The organism is Pseudoalteromonas prydzensis, assembly GCF_011050055.1.
GTDB lineage: Bacteria > Pseudomonadota > Gammaproteobacteria > Enterobacterales > Alteromonadaceae > Pseudoalteromonas > Pseudoalteromonas prydzensis_A.
In genome coordinates this window covers 14,380-31,920 of the sequence record NZ_DRGM01000210.1, presented here as the reverse complement: position 1 = coordinate 31,920, position 17,541 = coordinate 14,380, and the positions used below count along the sequence as shown (strand labels likewise).

General features: G+C 41.3%; 9 protein-coding genes. 6 read left to right on the top strand and 3 right to left on the bottom strand.

What is annotated here, in order from left to right:
* Positions 1-27 precede the first annotated feature (27 nt).
* Positions 28-2,730 carry a 7TM diverse intracellular signaling domain-containing protein gene (locus ENH88_RS21480; protein WP_304185466.1) on the top strand — a complete coding sequence of 901 codons (2,703 nt, stop codon included), beginning with the start codon at positions 28-30 and terminating at the stop codon, positions 2,728-2,730.
* A 133-nt stretch (positions 2,731-2,863) separates the two neighbouring features.
* Positions 2,864-4,123, top strand: a complete 1,260-nt coding sequence (icd, locus tag ENH88_RS21475; protein WP_304185464.1) for an NADP-dependent isocitrate dehydrogenase — start codon at positions 2,864-2,866, stop codon at positions 4,121-4,123.
* A 1-nt stretch (position 4,124) separates the two neighbouring features.
* Here icd and ENH88_RS21470 read toward each other — a convergent pair whose 3' ends face one another.
* Both ENH88_RS21470 and ENH88_RS21465 read right to left on the bottom strand, forming a co-directional pair.
* On the bottom strand, positions 4,125-4,574 hold the full coding sequence (locus ENH88_RS21470) for a hypothetical protein (protein ID WP_304185638.1): 450 nt from the start codon (positions 4,572-4,574) through the stop codon (positions 4,125-4,127).
* A gap of 280 nt (positions 4,575-4,854) precedes the next feature.
* Positions 4,855-5,598, bottom strand: coding sequence for a YciK family oxidoreductase (locus tag ENH88_RS21465; RefSeq protein ID WP_304185462.1), 744 nt, complete (start codon positions 5,596-5,598; stop codon positions 4,855-4,857).
* Between the two features lie 250 nt (positions 5,599-5,848).
* Here ENH88_RS21465 and ENH88_RS21460 point away from each other — a divergent pair, with 250 nt between their 5' ends.
* Both ENH88_RS21460 and sohB read left to right on the top strand, forming a co-directional pair.
* Positions 5,849-8,317: a VolA/Pla-1 family phospholipase gene (locus tag ENH88_RS21460; protein WP_304185461.1), complete on the top strand. Its 2,469-nt coding sequence runs from the start codon at positions 5,849-5,851 to the stop codon at positions 8,315-8,317.
* A 96-nt stretch (positions 8,318-8,413) separates the two neighbouring features.
* Positions 8,414-9,430 carry a protease SohB gene (gene sohB, locus ENH88_RS21455; protein WP_304185460.1) on the top strand — a complete coding sequence of 339 codons (1,017 nt, stop codon included), beginning with the start codon at positions 8,414-8,416 and terminating at the stop codon, positions 9,428-9,430.
* 77 nt (positions 9,431-9,507) lie between these two features.
* On the opposite strand, the gene ENH88_RS21450 is transcribed toward sohB, so the two are convergent.
* On the bottom strand, positions 9,508-10,839 hold the full coding sequence (locus ENH88_RS21450) for a dicarboxylate/amino acid:cation symporter (protein WP_304185458.1): 1,332 nt from the start codon (positions 10,837-10,839) through the stop codon (positions 9,508-9,510).
* Positions 10,840-11,044: 205 nt separating this feature from the next.
* Here ENH88_RS21450 and ENH88_RS21445 point away from each other — a divergent pair, with 205 nt between their 5' ends.
* Both ENH88_RS21445 and topA read left to right on the top strand, forming a co-directional pair.
* Positions 11,045-14,470 (top strand): hypothetical protein, encoded by a 3,426-nt coding sequence (locus ENH88_RS21445; RefSeq protein ID WP_304185457.1) that lies wholly within the window; start codon positions 11,045-11,047, stop codon positions 14,468-14,470.
* A gap of 259 nt (positions 14,471-14,729) precedes the next feature.
* Positions 14,730-17,432: a type I DNA topoisomerase gene (gene topA, locus ENH88_RS21440; protein ID WP_304185456.1), complete on the top strand. Its 2,703-nt coding sequence runs from the start codon at positions 14,730-14,732 to the stop codon at positions 17,430-17,432.
* Positions 17,433-17,541 lie beyond the last annotated feature (109 nt).

Below are 17,541 nucleotides of genomic sequence, written 5' to 3'. Positions count from 1 at the left end.
CTTGCTTATAAAACGAAGGTCTATTGTATGTTGTTAAAGGTAGTATATGGTCTGTGCAGTGTCATTTTTATTGGCCTATTAACAACTTATACTTGTGAAGTGCGAGCAACAACAACCCCTGATGTATTTATATATACTGAGCAACAGCAAGACATTAATTTGTTCCAAGTTGGTAGGTTACTAGCCGCTAGTAATGATGGTTTTCCGCGCTCTAGTTCGCAGCTCAAAAGCTGGCTTGATGATAAACAACCACAATCCACTACCACGTATTTCGGTGGCAGTTATTGGTTGGTTGTGGAGCTGGAAAATCAAACTCAGTTAGATGAATTAGTGTTGTTTCCTTACAACACCTTAGTGTCGCGTATCGAAACGCGCGTCTATGATATGACCGATCCTACGATTGCCTTTGCACGCTATTTGAGCGGTGGCGTCGAAAAAAACGAATTTGCTTTTCATTATGGTAATAAAATAACGCTTACCCCCGGCAAACGCTATTTTATGATCACTAAGTATGAAAGCGATTATTTTTATACCCCGCCAAAACTGGTATTAAAACCCTATTCAGACTTCTTTGCGCAGATCACCATCGAGAATATGGTGATGATGTTGTGCTTTGGGGTAGGCATTGCGCTGGGTTTGTATAACTTATTAATTTATTTTGGCGCACGGGATGTGACTCATCTTTATTACGCCTTGTTTACAGCCTGTTGGGTATTTGCTTGGAGCCAGTTTTTTCATATCCCCGATCAAATTTTTGGTTATTACAGCTCTCATTTGCACTGGGTTGGCTTTGTGCTAATACCATTAACGAACATTTTATTTTTCAATAGCTTACTTAAACTCAAAGAAAGCTTTCCGCAATTATCATACGCATCTTTTATACTCGCTGTGGTATCAACCGCAGGGGTGCCTTTTGCGATAATATGGCCAGGTTTTGGCTTTATCTGGGCGACTATAGTCACGGGGGCGACTTTATGCCTAGGTTTGTACATAGGCATACGCAGTTGGATGAGTGGCTTTAAGCCAGCCCGTTTTTTTGTATTTGCCTACCTTGCGATGGCCATACCGAACATGGTGGGAAACCTCACTAATTTAGGTGTTTTGCCACAAATTACGATTGATTTATACTTGCTCGGCTTAATAGGCACTGCGCTCGATGCTATGTTATTGGCTTTTGCAGTCGCGAATAAATTTAGTATTTTACACGACGAAAATGTTGAACTGACAAAAAACCTAGAGCAAAAAGTTCAACTACGTACCCAAGAGTTACAGCAATTAGCCGAAGAGCTGCGCGATGCCAGTGAAGCGAAAAGCCGATTTTTAGCAAATATGAGTCATGAAATTCGTACCCCCATGACGTCAATTATTGGCTACGCAGATGGCATTATCTTAGGTGATATCAAACCCCATGAACGCAATCATGGTATACGGGTTATTTTACAAAACAGTCGTCATGTCTTGGGCTTAATTAATGATATCTTGGATATGTCAAAAATTGAAGCTAATCGTCTTGAGATTGATTTAGTTGAGACTGACTTATTTGCAACCATAGCCAACATTGAGTCATTACTGGGTAAACAAATACGTGATAAAGGCCTTAAATTTAAAGTTGATTATCAATTCCCATTGCCCGATTGGATAATCTCTGATCCAACGCGATTACGGCAGATATTATTAAATTTAACTGCTAATGCATTAAAGTTTACCACGGTAGGGCATATTCAATTAGTGGTGAGTTGTACTGAAGAGCAGCTGGTGATTAAAGTGAAAGACACCGGCATTGGTATGACAGATGCCGAACAAGCTGATCTATTTACGCCATTTTATCAGGCCGATTCATCGATTTCCCGTCAATATGGTGGTACTGGGCTTGGCTTAAATATTTCAAAAAGTTTAGCTGAAAAACTAGATGGCACTATCACCGTTCATTCTCATGTTGGCAGTGGCAGTGAATTCTGTCTTACTATGGCGTTGTACATGCCAGCGCGAGTGCGCTGGATCACTAGTTTTGAAGAAATATCTGCAAGCACAGCAAAAGAGTTGCCGAGTCAGTGCCAACGAAACTTAGTTGGCGAAGTATTGGTCGCCGAAGATCATCCTGAAAACCGTGAGCTTATTAAGCGTATCTTAGAGCGTATGGGGTTGACGGTTACCGCAGTTGAAAACGGCCAAGATGCAGTGCAAGCGACTTTAGATCATCAATTTGATTTAATATTATTAGATATTCAAATGCCGATAATGGACGGCGAACAAGCGATACATATTATGCAGGCAACGGGTATAACAACACCGATTGTTGCGTTAACGGCTAATACCATGAAGCATGAAATTGATCGCTATTTAAAACAAGGCTTTATTGACCATATCGGTAAACCGATTGATCGCAGTGAGTTTAGTCAAAAAATCGCCAGTTATTTAGATATTGAAATGCATGAAGAAGTGAAGCTCCCAGAGCATGAATTTGCAGCACTCAAGCAAGTATACATTGATGGCTTAAAAGCACAGCGAAATACACTGACTAAGCAATACGCGGAGGGTGATATTGACGGCTTTTCGCAAAGTGTACATATGTTAAAAGGGACCGCAGGTATGTTCGATTGCGATACTTTATATCAACATGCACTCAAGTTAGATAAAGCATTGAAAGCAGACAGGGTTATTCTCGATAGCCAGTTAGTGTCTAATGTACTCACTGAAATCGACGATATAGTGTGCCACTCAACGCCGTAAAGTGTTATATCACGGCAATAGCGTCATTATTTTATTGTTGAATGGTAAGTATAACGCTCAGAGCCACGACATAGGATCATATCCATGGTTTAATTGTTGTATCAACACTCTATAACAAAAACATGGCAATAGTATGAGTTATCAACATATTGAAATTCCGCCTCAGGGTGAACAAATAACGATTGATAACAAAGGTGTTTGGCATATACCTGAACAACCTATCATCGCTTATATTGATGGCGATGGCGTAGGGCAAGATATTTCCCCATGCATGCGTAATCTCGTTAATCATGCTGTGCAATTATGTTACCAAGGGCAGCGTCAAATTCATTGGATGGAAGTGTTTAATGGTGAAAAAGCGGCGCAGTTGTACGATGGCGATTGGTTTCCTCAAGAGACGATCCATGCCGTTCGGCAATTTAAAATAGCAATAAAAGGGCCGCTAACGACCCCTATCGGTGGTGGTTTTCGCTCACTCAATGTTGCTTTGCGTCATGAAATGGATTTATTCGTTAATATGCGCCCTATCAAGGGCTACAGTGCATTGCCTTCGCCATTAAAGCACCCTGAAAATACCAATATCGTGGTTATTCGTGATAGCTCAGAAGATGTCTACTCAGGTATTGAATGGCAAGCGGGCAGTGTGGAAGCTGAAAAAATGCTGGATTTTTTATGCCAAGAGATGGGAGTAACCCGGCTGCGATTTGATCAGCAGTGTGGAATTGGCATTAAAAATATCTCTAAAGAAGGCTCAGAGCGGTTAGTACGTTATGCGCTGCATTATGCCATGGCGGAAAATAGCAGCTCAGTCACCTTAGTCCATAAAGGCAATGTACTTAAATTCACAGATGGTGCATTTAAGCGTTGGGGATTTGCTTTGGCGGAACGAGAATTTGCAGCGCAAGCACATAGTAATGGACGCTGGCTAGAGATCCCCCGCGAAGGACAAACGCCGCTTATTATCAAAGAAGTGATTGCCGATAATATGCTGCAGCAAGCGTTAATGACCCCAGAGCAATTTGATGTAGTCGTAACCACTAATCAAAATGGTGATTATTTAGCGGATATGTTGACCGCACAAGTAGGCGGCATTGGCATTATGCCAGCGGCTAATTTGAATAACGAAGTGGCTTTTTTTGAACCTACCCATGGCACATTTGCGCGGATCGCGGGGCAAAATAGTGCTAACCCCACAAGCAGTATGTTAAGTGCGGTGATGATGCTGCGTTTTATGGATTGGCATGAAGCCGCACAGGCGATTGAAAATGCATTAGCGCAGACATTAAATACGGGTGAAGTGACATTTGATTTACAGGAGCAACAGCAAAACTCGACTATCCTCAGTTGCAGTGATTTCACACAAAGGATAATCGAGCGTTTAAGCAATTCATGATTTACGCTGCGTTGGCGTTTTTAAGCGCTGCACGATATGTACAAGGTCGGTTAGTCAGTGCCGCAGCACGTTGATAAATTGCCTTTGCGCCATGTTCATCGCTTGGTGTTCCGCTTAAAGTATCCATTAAAGCAACCACAATAATTGCTGGAACCTGACAGCAATATTCATCTAATACGGCGGTTGTGGTTTGCGCATCAACATGGCAATGCGGATGATTTTGTTCAACTTGATAAGCATGCAGTAACGTTTGAACATCTAAACTATCATTTTCAAGGTGTTTGTTTTTACGGCATTGACAGCCAAACTCATCTACTAGTGTTGCTAATGCTTGATAAACATCAGCACAATCAAGGGTAACTTGCTGACAAAGTTGTTGTTCAATGAAGGTGTGTAAATGACCGTCGATGAATAATCCGTCTTGTTGGGTAAAGCTTGCTGTAGTTTGCATCATAATGTTGTCTCTTAGTTGTTGTGTAACGCATTGGGTATGAGTTCACTTTAGTGCTAAGTTCACTATTTATGAAATTATTGTTTTCAATAACTGATATTGATTTAATCAATAACAAGTTGAGCGCTGAATTAAGGCTGATAGCCAAGCTGCTGTGAAACGTTGCATTCTGCATCTTAAACTGACGAAAGGGGGGCGTTGTAGCAACACGCCAGTCAGTATTTACCAACTGGCATGATGACAATGAACGATGTGTTAAATAATAAACGAAAGAATTAGCTTATTTTGTTTGTGCGTCTAATGATTGGCCATTCACGTCTTTTGAATCATCACTCATTAAGTATAAATAAGTTGCCATTAAGTCTTCAGGACAGGCTAGTTTATCGCGATCTTCACCTGGGTAGACACTGGCGCGCATTGCCGTATGGGTTGCACCTGGGTTGATACAATTGATGCGAATATTGGTTTTACCGACTTCACACGCCCATGTTTGCATCATGCCTTCAACGGCAAACTTTGAAATGGCATACGCGCCCCAAAATTCACGACCTTGGCGGCCAACGCCAGAAGAAGTAAAGATAATTGACGCAGCAGGCGATTTACGCAAAACAGGAAACATGTATTTTGTGATCATCGCTTGAGCAGTAACATTCACTTTGATGATGTTATCAAACGTTGAAGAACAAAAATGTTCAAGTGGACCTAATGAACCAATAATACCTGCGTTATTAAGTAAACCATCAAGCTTACCGAATTGTTGTTCGATAGTAGCGCCTAAATCACGGAAATTTTGTTTACTTGCGCCTTTTAAATCCATCGGCACTATTGCCGGTTTTGGACCGCCAGATGCCACTATTTCATCATAAACCGCCTCGAGCTTGCTGGTGGTTTTACCTAATAAAATAACCGTTGCGCCATGTTTTGCATAGGTTATTGCCGCTACGCGGCCAATGCCATCACCGGCACCAGTTACTAAGATCACTTTGTCTTGTAGGGCATTATCAGCCGCTTTATAGGTTTGCATAATAAAGGTCCAAAAAATCAATTTGGTTGATTTTAACATAGCAAAACACCAAGTTATCGAATTTATTGCAAAATAAGGTGGCGAAATTTGAAACTTTACGTTAACTTTAACTGGTCTAATGTCTTATTAATAACCTAATTACATTATTTTAACTAAATATTACGCGAAAACTTAAAAGAATTAGTAACAAAATTAGCTACACTTATTTATCAACACACATAAAAAAAAGATTACGTGCGGAGCAAACAATATGAAAAAAATGCTACTCTCACTTGCAATTACAGCGGCTCTAGCTGGTTGCGGCGGCGGTGAAACGTTAGAAGATGTTAAAAATGATACACCACCAGTTATTCCATCAGCTACAGTGAAGTTTGATCCCGCAAATGGGGTTATTTCAGTACCAAATGACTTATTAATGAGCGGTACAAAAGATGGCACTATTAATATCCCCGGTGAGTTGGGTGCTAATGGCGTATCAGTGCCAAGAAGTGCCTATGCTAACCCGTCACTGGCACTAGGTGCACTTGATGGCTGGTCTAGCCAAGTTCCTTATAAAGTAGATCTTACCTTTCCTGCGAATGTTAGCCTTGATGAAAGTTCGGCTGGAGCGCCGGGATCTGTGCGTATTTTTGAAGTTGTTATGGGCGCGAGTTTAACAGATGCAGATTGCGCAGCGGTACCTGCTGGAGCTGGATGTAAATTATTAGGTGAATTAACCTTTGGCGTTGATTTCATCACTAAAGCAAGTGGCAATGCGGTTGCTATTATTCCACTAAAACCGTTTAAAGCTGGCAGCTCTTATATTAATGTGCTGACGACTGAGCTTAAAGATTCATTAGGGCGTTCTATCGAACCTTCATCAACTTATGGTTTGGTTAGTGAGGAGACGCCACTGATCACCGAGAGCCAGTTAGCGCTGCAAGGCGTGGTAAACAGTTATGAAAATGTGGTCACCTCAGGTGGCACTATTAGTAAAGATGATATTATTTTTAGTGGGGCGATGACGATTCAGTCTGTTGGTCCGGTACTTGGTACTATTAAAAAGTTACTAGCAGCGAGCTTGCAAAACCCAGCTTTGCCAACACCAATGGTTCAAATCCCAGAGCAATCAATGTTAACGGTTGAGCAAGTCTTTGCTTCACAAGGTGTTACTGGACTTTCGCCAGCATTTGCAGGTGTTCAATATCAAAAAGGTAGTGTGACACTGCCTATGTATTTATCTCAACCTGAAGGGAAAGAAATTGCAAACTTGGCTGACACATATTGGCAAGGCATGTGTTCAAGCCCAGTTGCCGTTCTTAATCAGCAAGCAGCTGATCAAGCGCTGCGCGAAGCAGGAAAAGAAGATGAAATTGATCCTACCATGTTTGATGTTGGTTCATATGAGCCGCTTTGCCAAGGTTTAAGTGAGGGGAGATTACATGATTACCCGAAAATTGATATTACTCGTCACTTAACAAAATACAATCCGATCCCTAAAGTACAAAGCCAGCAAGAAGTGCCTGTTCAGATAACAAAACCTATTTTGCCTGTAATAAATTTTATCAGAACACAAAGTCTTGGTATGTCGGCACTTGAAATGCCTGCGGGTGGTTGGCCTGTTGTTATTATGCAACACGGTATTACTTCTAAAAAAGAAGATATGTTGGCATTAACGGCTAGTTTAGCGATTCAAGGCTTTGCAACGGCCTCAATAGACCATCCAGTGCATGGTGAACGTGGTATAGACGTGGATGACGATGGTAATGATGATTTTAATGCATCAACAGGTTCTGTTCTGGCGTATATGAACTTGCAATCATTACTAGTAGCACGTGACAATTTAAGACAGTCTGCAGCTGATTTACTTGCTTTACGTCTAGGTCTAAACTTTACAAACGATACATCACTTAACACTTCTGATGTAGTGTTTATTGGCCATTCACTAGGTTCGGTAGTTGCTCCCGCTTTTGTTACTCAAGCTAACACACCTTTAGATAGCCAAGTTGATGGTTTGTTCAAAGTCAATAGTGTCGCACTTGCCAGTGGTGGCGGCGGCATTGCCAGCTTCTTATTAGAATCAGCGAGTTTTGGCCCATTTGTGCAAGGCTCTGTATTATTAGCCGCAGGCACTGCTGAATCAGCTGAGTTTGCAACCTTCCTTGAAACGGATGCTGTATCTAACTGTGGTGCTGTTATTGCTGATCAACAAGCTTATGTAAGCTGTGCTTACCCTGAATATATTGCTTCTTTGACCGTCGCTGACGAAAACGCCAAAATAGCCAATATTCAAGGTGTAATGACGCAATTTTCATTTGCGGCACAGACGGCACTTGATAGTGGCGATCCAACAAATTATGCCGCAGCGGTTCAAGCGCTTGGTACGCCAGTGTATATGAATGTGGTGGTTGGCGATGGTGAAGGGAATAAACCAGATCAGGTTATTCCGCCGACAACAGTGAATAATCCACTTGCTGGTTCACTTCCTTTAGCTAATTTAATGGGTTTAACGACTGTAACGCAATCGCAAGCACCAACGGATGAAGGGATGAGCTATTTAGTGAAATTTACTAAAGGGCATCATAGTTCGGTACTTACACCGGCAGCAAATGCAGCTGCTGGGGCTACGGCACAAGGCAGTGCTGCAGCGACAGCTGAAATGCAATTGCAAATTGCCACTTACTTGGTAACCCGAGGTCGTGCGTTATCTATTCAAAACACTGAGATTGTCACTGATTAACTTTCTAGAGTATTAAGATAAATGAAAAGCCACTGAGAAGTGGCTTTTTTTTGTTTGAATGGTAAATTAGGTGAAATTTTTATTTGGAGAATACGATTGGAATTTTTATATGAGTACGGGCTGTTTTTTGCCAAAACGTTAACATTTGTGATTGCTGTGGCAGCGATCATCGCCATAATTGTTGCAGCTGCGGTGAAGCCTAAAAGTAAAAAAGGTGAAATTGAGATTGATGATATATCAGAGCAACTCGATGATTTAAAAAATAACTTTATTGAAAGCACCTTATCAAAAAAAGCCTTAAAAGCGCACCATAAAGCACAAAAAAATGAGGCTAAAAAAGCGCATGAAGCAGATAGCAAACCACGTTTATATGTACTTGATTTTAATGGCAGCATGGATGCCCACGAAGTAGACTGCTTGCGTGAAGAAATTACCGCGATCGTATCAATTGCCGATCCTCAGAAAGACAAAGTACTGGTTAGATTAGAAAGTGGCGGCGGTGTAGTGCATGGTTATGGCTTAGCTGCATCACAGCTGCAACGCTTGAAAGATAAAGGTATTCACCTTACTGTTGCGATTGATAAAGTGGCAGCCAGTGGTGGCTATATGATGGCCTGTGTGGCCGATGAAATAGTTGCCGCACCGTTTGCTATTGTTGGCTCAATTGGTGTGATAGCGCAAATTCCAAACTTTAATAAAATTCTCAAGAAAAATGATGTTGATTTTGAACAGATCACGGCGGGAGAGTTTAAACGCACGTTAACGTTATTTGGTGAAAATACCGATAAAGCCCGAGAAAAATTTAAAGATGAAATAGAACAAACCCATGATTTATTCAAACAGTTTGTCAGCAGCCAACGTCCTAGCCTAGATATTAATTTAGTTGCAACAGGCGAGCATTGGTTTGCAACTCAAGCAATTGATAAAGGGTTAGTTGATAAAATTCAAACCAGTGATGACACATTACTAAATCATCAAGATGAGCGACAAATTTATAAAGTGCAATATAAAGTTAAAAAGAGCCTCAGTGACAAGTTTGCTATTGGCTTGAGTAACACAGTTAATAAAACGGGTATATCGTTAGTTTCCCGTTTTAAAGGCTTAAACCCATAAAGGTTAAAGTTATTAAATGAAAAAAACCCGCAAATTTGCGGGTTTTTTTATAACAATTGCATAGCCATTTAAAATGGCTAGTCAGTGGATTTATGATAGTCCTCTAAATCTTTAGCAGCGTCAGGGTCGTTAAATACGTCTTCATCCAATTCACCTTCAGATTTAGCCACCACACAGGTCACCATACAATCGCCCGTAACATTGACCGCCGTGCGAGTCATATCAAGTAATCTGTCAACGCCAATAATGATGGCAATCCCTTCAACAGGCAAACCAACTTGATTAAGAACCATGGCAAGCATTATCAAGCCTACGCCTGGCACACCTGCGGTGCCGACAGAGGCGAGCGTTGCAGTTAGAATGACCATTAAGTAATCTGAAATGGTTAGATCAACACTGAACACTTGAGCGATAAACACCGTTGCAACACCTTGCATAATTGCCGTGCCGTCCATATTAATGGTTGCACCTAGGGGTATTGTAAATGAAGCGACTGAGTTCTTTGCGCCTAACTTTTTCGTGGCTGTTTCTAATGTGATAGGCATTGTTGCACTTGAACTGGAAGTACTAAAGGCAAATAGACACGCGTGTTTCATTTTCTTCAAGAAGATAATTGGATTTAAACCGGTTAAAAACTTTAATAATAATGTGTAATTTACCAGCGCATGAATAAACAAGGCCGCCACTACAACACCAAAGTATTTGGCTAAGCTAACGATTAAGTTCAGCTCAATGGTGGTAAATAGTTTCGCCATTAAACAGAACACCCCATAAGGTGCTACGTTCATTAATAGGGTAACTAACTTTAAGATAACAGTATTTAAATCTTCAAAAACGGCTGCGACTCGTTTGCCTGCGCTGCCACTGAGTGCCATGGCAATACCAAACAGCAATGCAAACACAATAACCTGTAACATGTTACCACTGGCCATCGCATCAATTGGATTGGTTGGAAACATACCAATGATAACTTGCGCAAGGGTTGGTGCTTCTTTTGCGCTATAAGTAGCGTCAGAAGGTAAATTAATGCCTTCACCGGGATTAACTAATAATGCCAAGGTAATTGCAACTGTAATCGCAATAGCAGTAGTAATAAGGTATAGCCCGATTGATTTACCGCCCAAACGGCCTAGTTTTTTCGGGTCACTTAAACTACAAGTACCGCAAACAAGCGATACAAATACCAGTGGCACAACCAACATTTTCAAACTGGCGATAAATATTTGTCCACCAATATGAAATAAACCATCAACAAAAAAGCTTTTAATTGGCAAAGAGAATAATCCAAGTGGGATTAGATAATCGTCTTCGCCAGCTAATATTGCTTGGAAAATAAAACCTACAGCAACCCCCAAAAACATACCTATCATGATGCGGGTGGTTAAACTCATTGAACGGATTTTTGACATAGTAACAATCTATTTTTTATAAATTTGCCATAGCCTACCAGCATGTAGATTTTTATACAGAAAAAAATGATAAATATGAAAAAAAATATCGCTCAAAAAAAACCATAAAAAAGTAATAAAAGTTGTGATTTTAAAGCTTGATATAGGTTAATATTGGGTAAATTTTATATTTAAATAATTAATAACAAACGCTAGGGAGAGGGCAATGCCTTTAATGCGATGGCTCAGTGTCGTAATGTTAAGTTTTTTGATCACGGCGTGTGGTGGCGGTGGATCACTTGAAAAGGATGGTGGAACAATTGGCGGTGATGGAACTGCTGTATACACAATTACTGTTCAAGGTTTTTCCATGAGCAGTGGTGAGCAAGTGAATGCAGTAGCAAATGAAGCACCATTAGAGCTTGTATCACAGGTGATGAAAAATGGTGCTGCTGTGTCTAATCAGCGAGTGAACTTTACATTAGCTGATAGCATTGGTTCACTGAATCCAACTTCTGGTTCTGCATTGACAGACAGTACTGGTACGGCACGTATTCAGCTTCTTGCTGGTACCACTGAAGGGGCTGGTCAAGTCACGGCAATTTTTACAGATGGCGAACAATCCTATTCAGCTACGTTTGCGTTTACATCCGCAGGTGACGGTGGTGATTCCGGGGGCGATGGGACTTTCGCCCTTGCCTTACAAATTGTTGATCAATCCGGTTCTGCGTTTACTGAGGAAAACCCGGTAAGTAAAAATAACAAAGGAGTTGTAACTGCAACTCTTACAGAAAGTGGATCTCCACTAGCAGGGCAACTGATCAGTTTTACATCTAACTTTACAGGTAAGATCACTCCCGAGTTAGGTACGGCGTTAACGAATGAAAATGGTATTGCTAAAGTAACACTTAGTAGTGGTTTATTAAAAGGTGCCGGTCTAGTTGTTGCTACTTATGAACCAGAAAACAGTAATTCAGTCACACAAACAATTGGCTTCATATCAAGCGGTGATGATGCGTCTGTTGCTACTGCAGTTGCAAATGTTGATGTGAAACTTTTGCAAGGTTGTGTTGATGGCTGGGATGCTAACCGCAACACAGTTTCATTGGAATCGACTTACCTTACGTCAGGTTGTACAGAGGTGAATCAGTTTTCTTCTGAAGAGCTAATCGATGTATTAGTAAAAGTAACAGATACAAGTTCAGGTGATGGTTTTGCTGGTATTATTAGTGAAACAACAACAGATCTTGGTAAGTTGTTACCTGAATCAGGTAAAGCATTGACTGATAACTTTGGTTTTGCGTTGTTGAAATTGCAGCCTGGTGCTAACAGTGGGGCTGGTGAGATTACAGCGACAGCAAAATCGGCATCTAATCAAAAAGCATTTGAAATTGCGACAGCAGACCTTAGCGTTACTATCACTAATGGCTTGTATAATAAACTTGATGCTAATGGCAACGTTATCGCGGATGAGTTTATCCCTCTCGCTGCAGGTGCGACGACCGTAATTACAGTTAAAATATTCGATTCAGAAGGTAATTTGGTTGTTTCTAATCTCGATGTAGAATTTACCTCTGGGTGTGTTCAGAATGAGTTATCGGTCATGGACACTAGTACGACTAGTATCAGTGGCGTGGCAACAACTACGTACCGTACAAATGGTTGTAGTGCAGCTCAAGGAGATACTATTACAGCGACAGTGTTAACTGGCGGAGCACCCGTTGTGAAAACAGTTAATATCCCAGTATCAACTGCTGCAATTGAATCTATCGAATTTGTTGGTGCTACTGAATCTGTGATTGCGCTAAAAAGTACCGGTGGCCAGTCGCGCTCAGAAACGTCTGAAATTACATTTAAACTAAAAGACAAAATTGGCAAAGTAGTGGCAAGTAAACGGATGGATTTTCGTTTAAGTGCGACAAATGGTGGTATTAGTTTATCCCATGACCGTGTTTTCACAGATGCAGAAGGTTTAGCTCGAGTACAAATTAACGCGGGTTATGTCCCTGCGGCTGTCCGTGTGCAAGCATGCTTTATCCCAGAAGAACAAATACCAGAAAACCAAACGGACGATGTCACCTGCTGGCAAGATGTTTACCTTGAATGCCAAAAAGATCCAGCAGTACGTGATCAAACTGTTTCATGTCCTCAAGGTGAGATGTTGCTAGTTGGTTTAGACGAGCAAGTTATTACAGTATCTGATTTAGTGTCTATTAGTTCAGGCCTGCCAGATGGCAACAGTTTTACAGCCGGTGCAGAAATAATAAATATTGAAGCACTTGATTATATTGGTGATATAAACAATATTTCCGTGTATCTAGCTGATCACTTTAATAACCCTGTTCCTGATGGTACTGCTGTCTATTTAACAACGGAAGGTGGCGCTGTTGGTACTCTTGATGGTGAAGCATTTAACCCGCAATTAGAATGTCGTACCGTTGATGGTGAATGTAATGCGCAGTGGCGTAGTCAAAATCCAAAACCATTTACAGAAGTAAAGTGGGGCAATCAAATTAGTTCGATAAACCCAAAAACTAATGCAATAAATTGCGACTTGTATATGGGGAATCTTCCCGCTCCTTGTTTAGCAGGGATCTTAAATAATAGAGTAAGCCCACTTGGTGTGCCATTAGGTGGCCGTGTAACTGTACTAGCTACAGCGAAAGGGCAAGAGTCGTTTATTGATATAAATGGTAATGGTCGATTCGACACTAATGAATACTATAGCGGCTATGATTTACCGGAAGCGTTTGTCGATCATAACGAAAATGGTACTTATGATGGCTTGGCTGCGATTTATGATCCTGTCACCGCACAAACAGTTAAAGATGCTAGTTTTTGTAATGAAGGTGATGCGAACGATCCATGTAGCCCTGCAAATACTAATGGGGCGCATTTTGAGGAAAGCTTTGATATCGATCTCAATGAAATGCATACATTAGCTGATGGTAAGTACAATGGACTATTGTGTACAGAAGCCGCAACATCACCAGCAGCCGATGCAACATTTGCAAGTTTATGTAGTAAAGATTTAATTGATGTGCGTGATTCGTTTGTGATTGTTATGTCGGGTAGTGCAGTCTATAGCCGTTTCGTTGTTGCAAAAGCAGAGTTAGAAAGTCAATTCGCTAGTTCATTAAATGAATTTGAGGTTGATGGAACAGGTGCACCAATTTTAGATGGAAATGGTAACACCATACTGACAGCTAATGCTGTTCAGTTGGCATTGGACATTCAAAGTTGTAGCTCGATTTATGAAGAGGCAGGTAATACTACTACAGATTTAGTCGTTGCATTAGAGCTTACAGATAACACTGCATACTGTGACTTAGGTACCATAGACCTAACCCCATCAGCAGATGGCGGTAATGAACTAGCGGCATTATCTTTTGCACTGTATTATTCGGATCGGTATAACAACCCAATCCCATCAGGCACGGCTATTTCAATTAGCACAGATAATGGTAAATACAGTGGTATTGATGGATTTACCATGCTAGAAAGTGCAGCAACAGCAGCACATTCAATTCCACTTTCGATCAGCCGTGAGGCTGAACCAAATAAAAGTGAAAGCGGCTTTTTATCTGTAAGTTTCATAACTCCTAAAGAAGTAGAAACGGTCGCACAACTTGCGATTAGAGACGCTGGTTAATTTTATCCTAACCGATATAAATTAATAAATGCCAACCTTAAGGTTGGCATTTTTGTTGCTATTCTATATATTCCACTGCAAATACCGAAAAACATCGTTTTGTCTAAATTAACGACAATAATTGTTTAATTATTCATTAAAAGCAGAAAAGTTTGTATTAAAAGCTTGTAACAATTGGTGTTTGTAGATATACCTATAAATATTCGCGCCCGTAAATGGGCAAAACACATTTAAAATACTTGGTTAGAAATAGGCAACTATGGGCAAATCGCTAGTAATTGTAGAGTCTCCTGCTAAGGCTAAAACAATTAATAAATATTTAGGAAACGATTTTATCGTCAAGTCCTCGATTGGACATGTACGAGATCTTCCTACCTCCGGTTCAGGCAAAACCAAAACGGCTGCTGTAAAAACGCCTGCAGAAGTGCGCAAAATGGCACCAGAAGAAAAGGCCGCGTACAAAAAACAGCGTGATTATACTAATCTAGTTGCTCGAATGGGGATTGATCCAGAGCAAGGTTGGCAGCCACATTACGAAGTATTACCAGGTAAAGAAAAAGTTGTTCAAGAATTACAAAAGCTTGCTGAAAATGCTGACCAAATCTATCTCGCAACGGATTTGGATAGAGAAGGGGAAGCCATTGCTTGGCACCTGCAAGAGATCATTGGTGGCGAGCCAGAGAAGTATAAGCGCGTCGTATTTAACGAGATCACAAAAAATGCCATACAGGCTGCCTTTGAAGCACCTGGAGAGCTAAATACCGACATGGTCTATGCCCAACAGACTCGTCGCTTTTTAGACCGTGTGGTTGGTTTTATGGTGTCGCCATTATTATGGGCTAAAGTGGCCCGTGGTTTGTCTGCAGGTCGCGTACAGTCTGTTGCTGTGCGTTTATTGGTGGAGCGTGAGCGCGAGATCAAAGCATTTATCCCTGAAGAATTCTGGGATATTCATGCGGATGTTAAAAATACTGAATCTAACCTTCGTTTAGAAGTCGTTAAACAAGGCGATAAAGCCTTTAAACCAGTTAATCAAGCCCAAGCTATGGCTGCAACCGCAGCACTAGAGCAAGCTGAATATAAAGTTGTTAGTGTTGAAGAAAAGCCCAGTAAAAGTCGCCCAAGTGCGCCACTTATTACCTCAACCATGCAGCAAGCTGCCAGCACTCGCTTAGGCTATGGTGTTAAAAAGACCATGATGTTAGCGCAGCGCTTGTATGAAGCCGGTTACATCACTTATATGCGTACTGACTCGACGAATTTGTCGAAAGATGCAGTTGCAATGTGCCGTGATTACGTAAGCGAGCAATTTGGCGATAAGTATTTACCGAAAGAGCCTATCAATTATAGCTCGAAAGGAAATGCTCAAGAGGCGCATGAGGCGATCCGTCCTTCCAGTGTTAGTGTATTGTCTGGGCATTTAGATGGCGTAGACCCAGATGCTAAAAAACTTTATGAGCTAATTTGGCGTCAATTTGTTGCCTGTCAAATGGTTGCTGCTGAATATGACTTAACAACCTTGACCGTTAACGCCGCTGATTTCCAGCTCAAAGCGAAAGGGCGTGTGTTACGTTTTGATGGTTGGACAAGAGTACAACCTGCAGTGCGTAAGAAGAATGAAGAAGACCAATCACTGCCAGCAATAAAACAAGGCGAGATATTAAGCCTGGTTGAACTTGATCCTAAACAGCATTTTACTAAGCCGCCAGCGCGTTTTAGTGAAGCGAGTTTAGTTAAAGAACTTGAAAAGCGGGGTATTGGTCGCCCATCTACCTATGCATCTATTATCTCAACGATTCAAGATCGTGGCTATGTGCGCGTTGAAAACCGCCGGTTCTTTGCAGAAAAAATGGGTGAGATTGTTACTGATAGATTAGTCGAAAACTTTACTGATCTAATGAACTTTGACTTCACTGCAAAAATGGAAGGTCGCTTAGATGATATCGCTGAAGGTGAGCGCGTTTGGACTCAAGTACTCGATAAATTTTACGCTGACTTTTCTACGCAACTGACTTTAGCCAGTGGCGAAGAAGATGAAGGCGGAATGCGCAAAAATGAAATGGTCGAAACGGACATTGACTGCCCAACCTGTGGCAGAAAAATGGGTATTCGCACCGCTTCAACAGGGGTGTTTTTAGGCTGCACAGGCTATAACTTACCACCTAAAGAGCGTTGTACCACAACGATGAATTTAGTATCAGGTGATGAAGCGGTTGCTGCTGATGTTGAAGATGTTGAAACCGAAACATTAATGCAAATGAAGCGTTGCCCAATTTGTGAAACGGCGATGGATTCGTATCTTATTGACGAAACGCGCAAATTACATGTTTGTGGTAACAACCCCGCGTGTAAGGGCTATGTAGTCGAGCAAGGCACATTTAAAATCAAGGGTTATGATGGCCCTATCATTGAATGTGATAAATGTTCATCGGATATGCAACTTAAGTCAGGACGTTTTGGTAAATATTTTGGCTGTAGTAATGATGAATGTAAGAACACCCGTAAATTACTGCGTAACGGTGAAGCAGCACCACCGAAAGAAGACCCAGTACAGTTACCAGAGCTTGAATGTGAAAAATCTGATGCGTACTTTGTGCTACGTGACGGTGCGGCCGGTATTTTCTTAGCCGCTAATACCTTCCCTAAATCGCGTGAAACACGTGCTCCTAAAGTAGAAGAGTTACAGCGTTTTAGAGATCGTATCTCACCTAAGTTTTATTATCTTGCCGATGCACCAGCGAAAGATCCTGATGGCAACTTAGCAATTGTTCGTTATAGCCGTAAGAATAAAGAACAGTATGTAATGACTGAAGTTGATGGCAAAGCAACAGGCTGGACTGCGCATTTCAATGCAGGAAAGTGGGTTGCAGAGGCGAAGAAGAAAGCTGCACCGAAAAAGAAAGCTGCGGCCAAAAAAACGGCGCCTAAAAAAGCAACTAAAGCGAAAAAAGACGCTGAGTAAAATGAGCAGCAAACGCGCTTTTTAGCGTATTTGCTAGGTTCATACCTCATAACAAAAAAACCGGAACGCACACCCTTGTGTCAGTCCGGTTTTTTTATAGCAAAATTTC

What these genes read in the sequence shown, in the direction of transcription:
- icd (WP_304185464.1), top strand. Translation starts at nt 2,864, where the DNA reads ATGAGTTATCAACATATTGAAATTCCGCCTCAGGGTGAACAAATAACG.
- ENH88_RS21480 (WP_304185466.1), top strand. Translation starts at nt 28, where the DNA reads ATGTTGTTAAAGGTAGTATATGGTCTGTGCAGTGTCATTTTTATTGGC.
- ENH88_RS21445 (WP_304185457.1), top strand. Translation starts at nt 11,045, where the DNA reads ATGCCTTTAATGCGATGGCTCAGTGTCGTAATGTTAAGTTTTTTGATC.
- ENH88_RS21470 (WP_304185638.1), bottom strand. Translation starts at nt 4,574, where the DNA reads ATGCAAACTACAGCAAGCTTTACCCAACAAGACGGATTATTCATCGAC.
- ENH88_RS21450 (WP_304185458.1), bottom strand. Translation starts at nt 10,839, where the DNA reads ATGTCAAAAATCCGTTCAATGAGTTTAACCACCCGCATCATGATAGGT.
- topA (WP_304185456.1), top strand. Translation starts at nt 14,730, where the DNA reads ATGGGCAAATCGCTAGTAATTGTAGAGTCTCCTGCTAAGGCTAAAACA.
- ENH88_RS21460 (WP_304185461.1), top strand. Translation starts at nt 5,849, where the DNA reads ATGAAAAAAATGCTACTCTCACTTGCAATTACAGCGGCTCTAGCTGGT.
- ENH88_RS21465 (WP_304185462.1), bottom strand. Translation starts at nt 5,598, where the DNA reads ATGCAAACCTATAAAGCGGCTGATAATGCCCTACAAGACAAAGTGATC.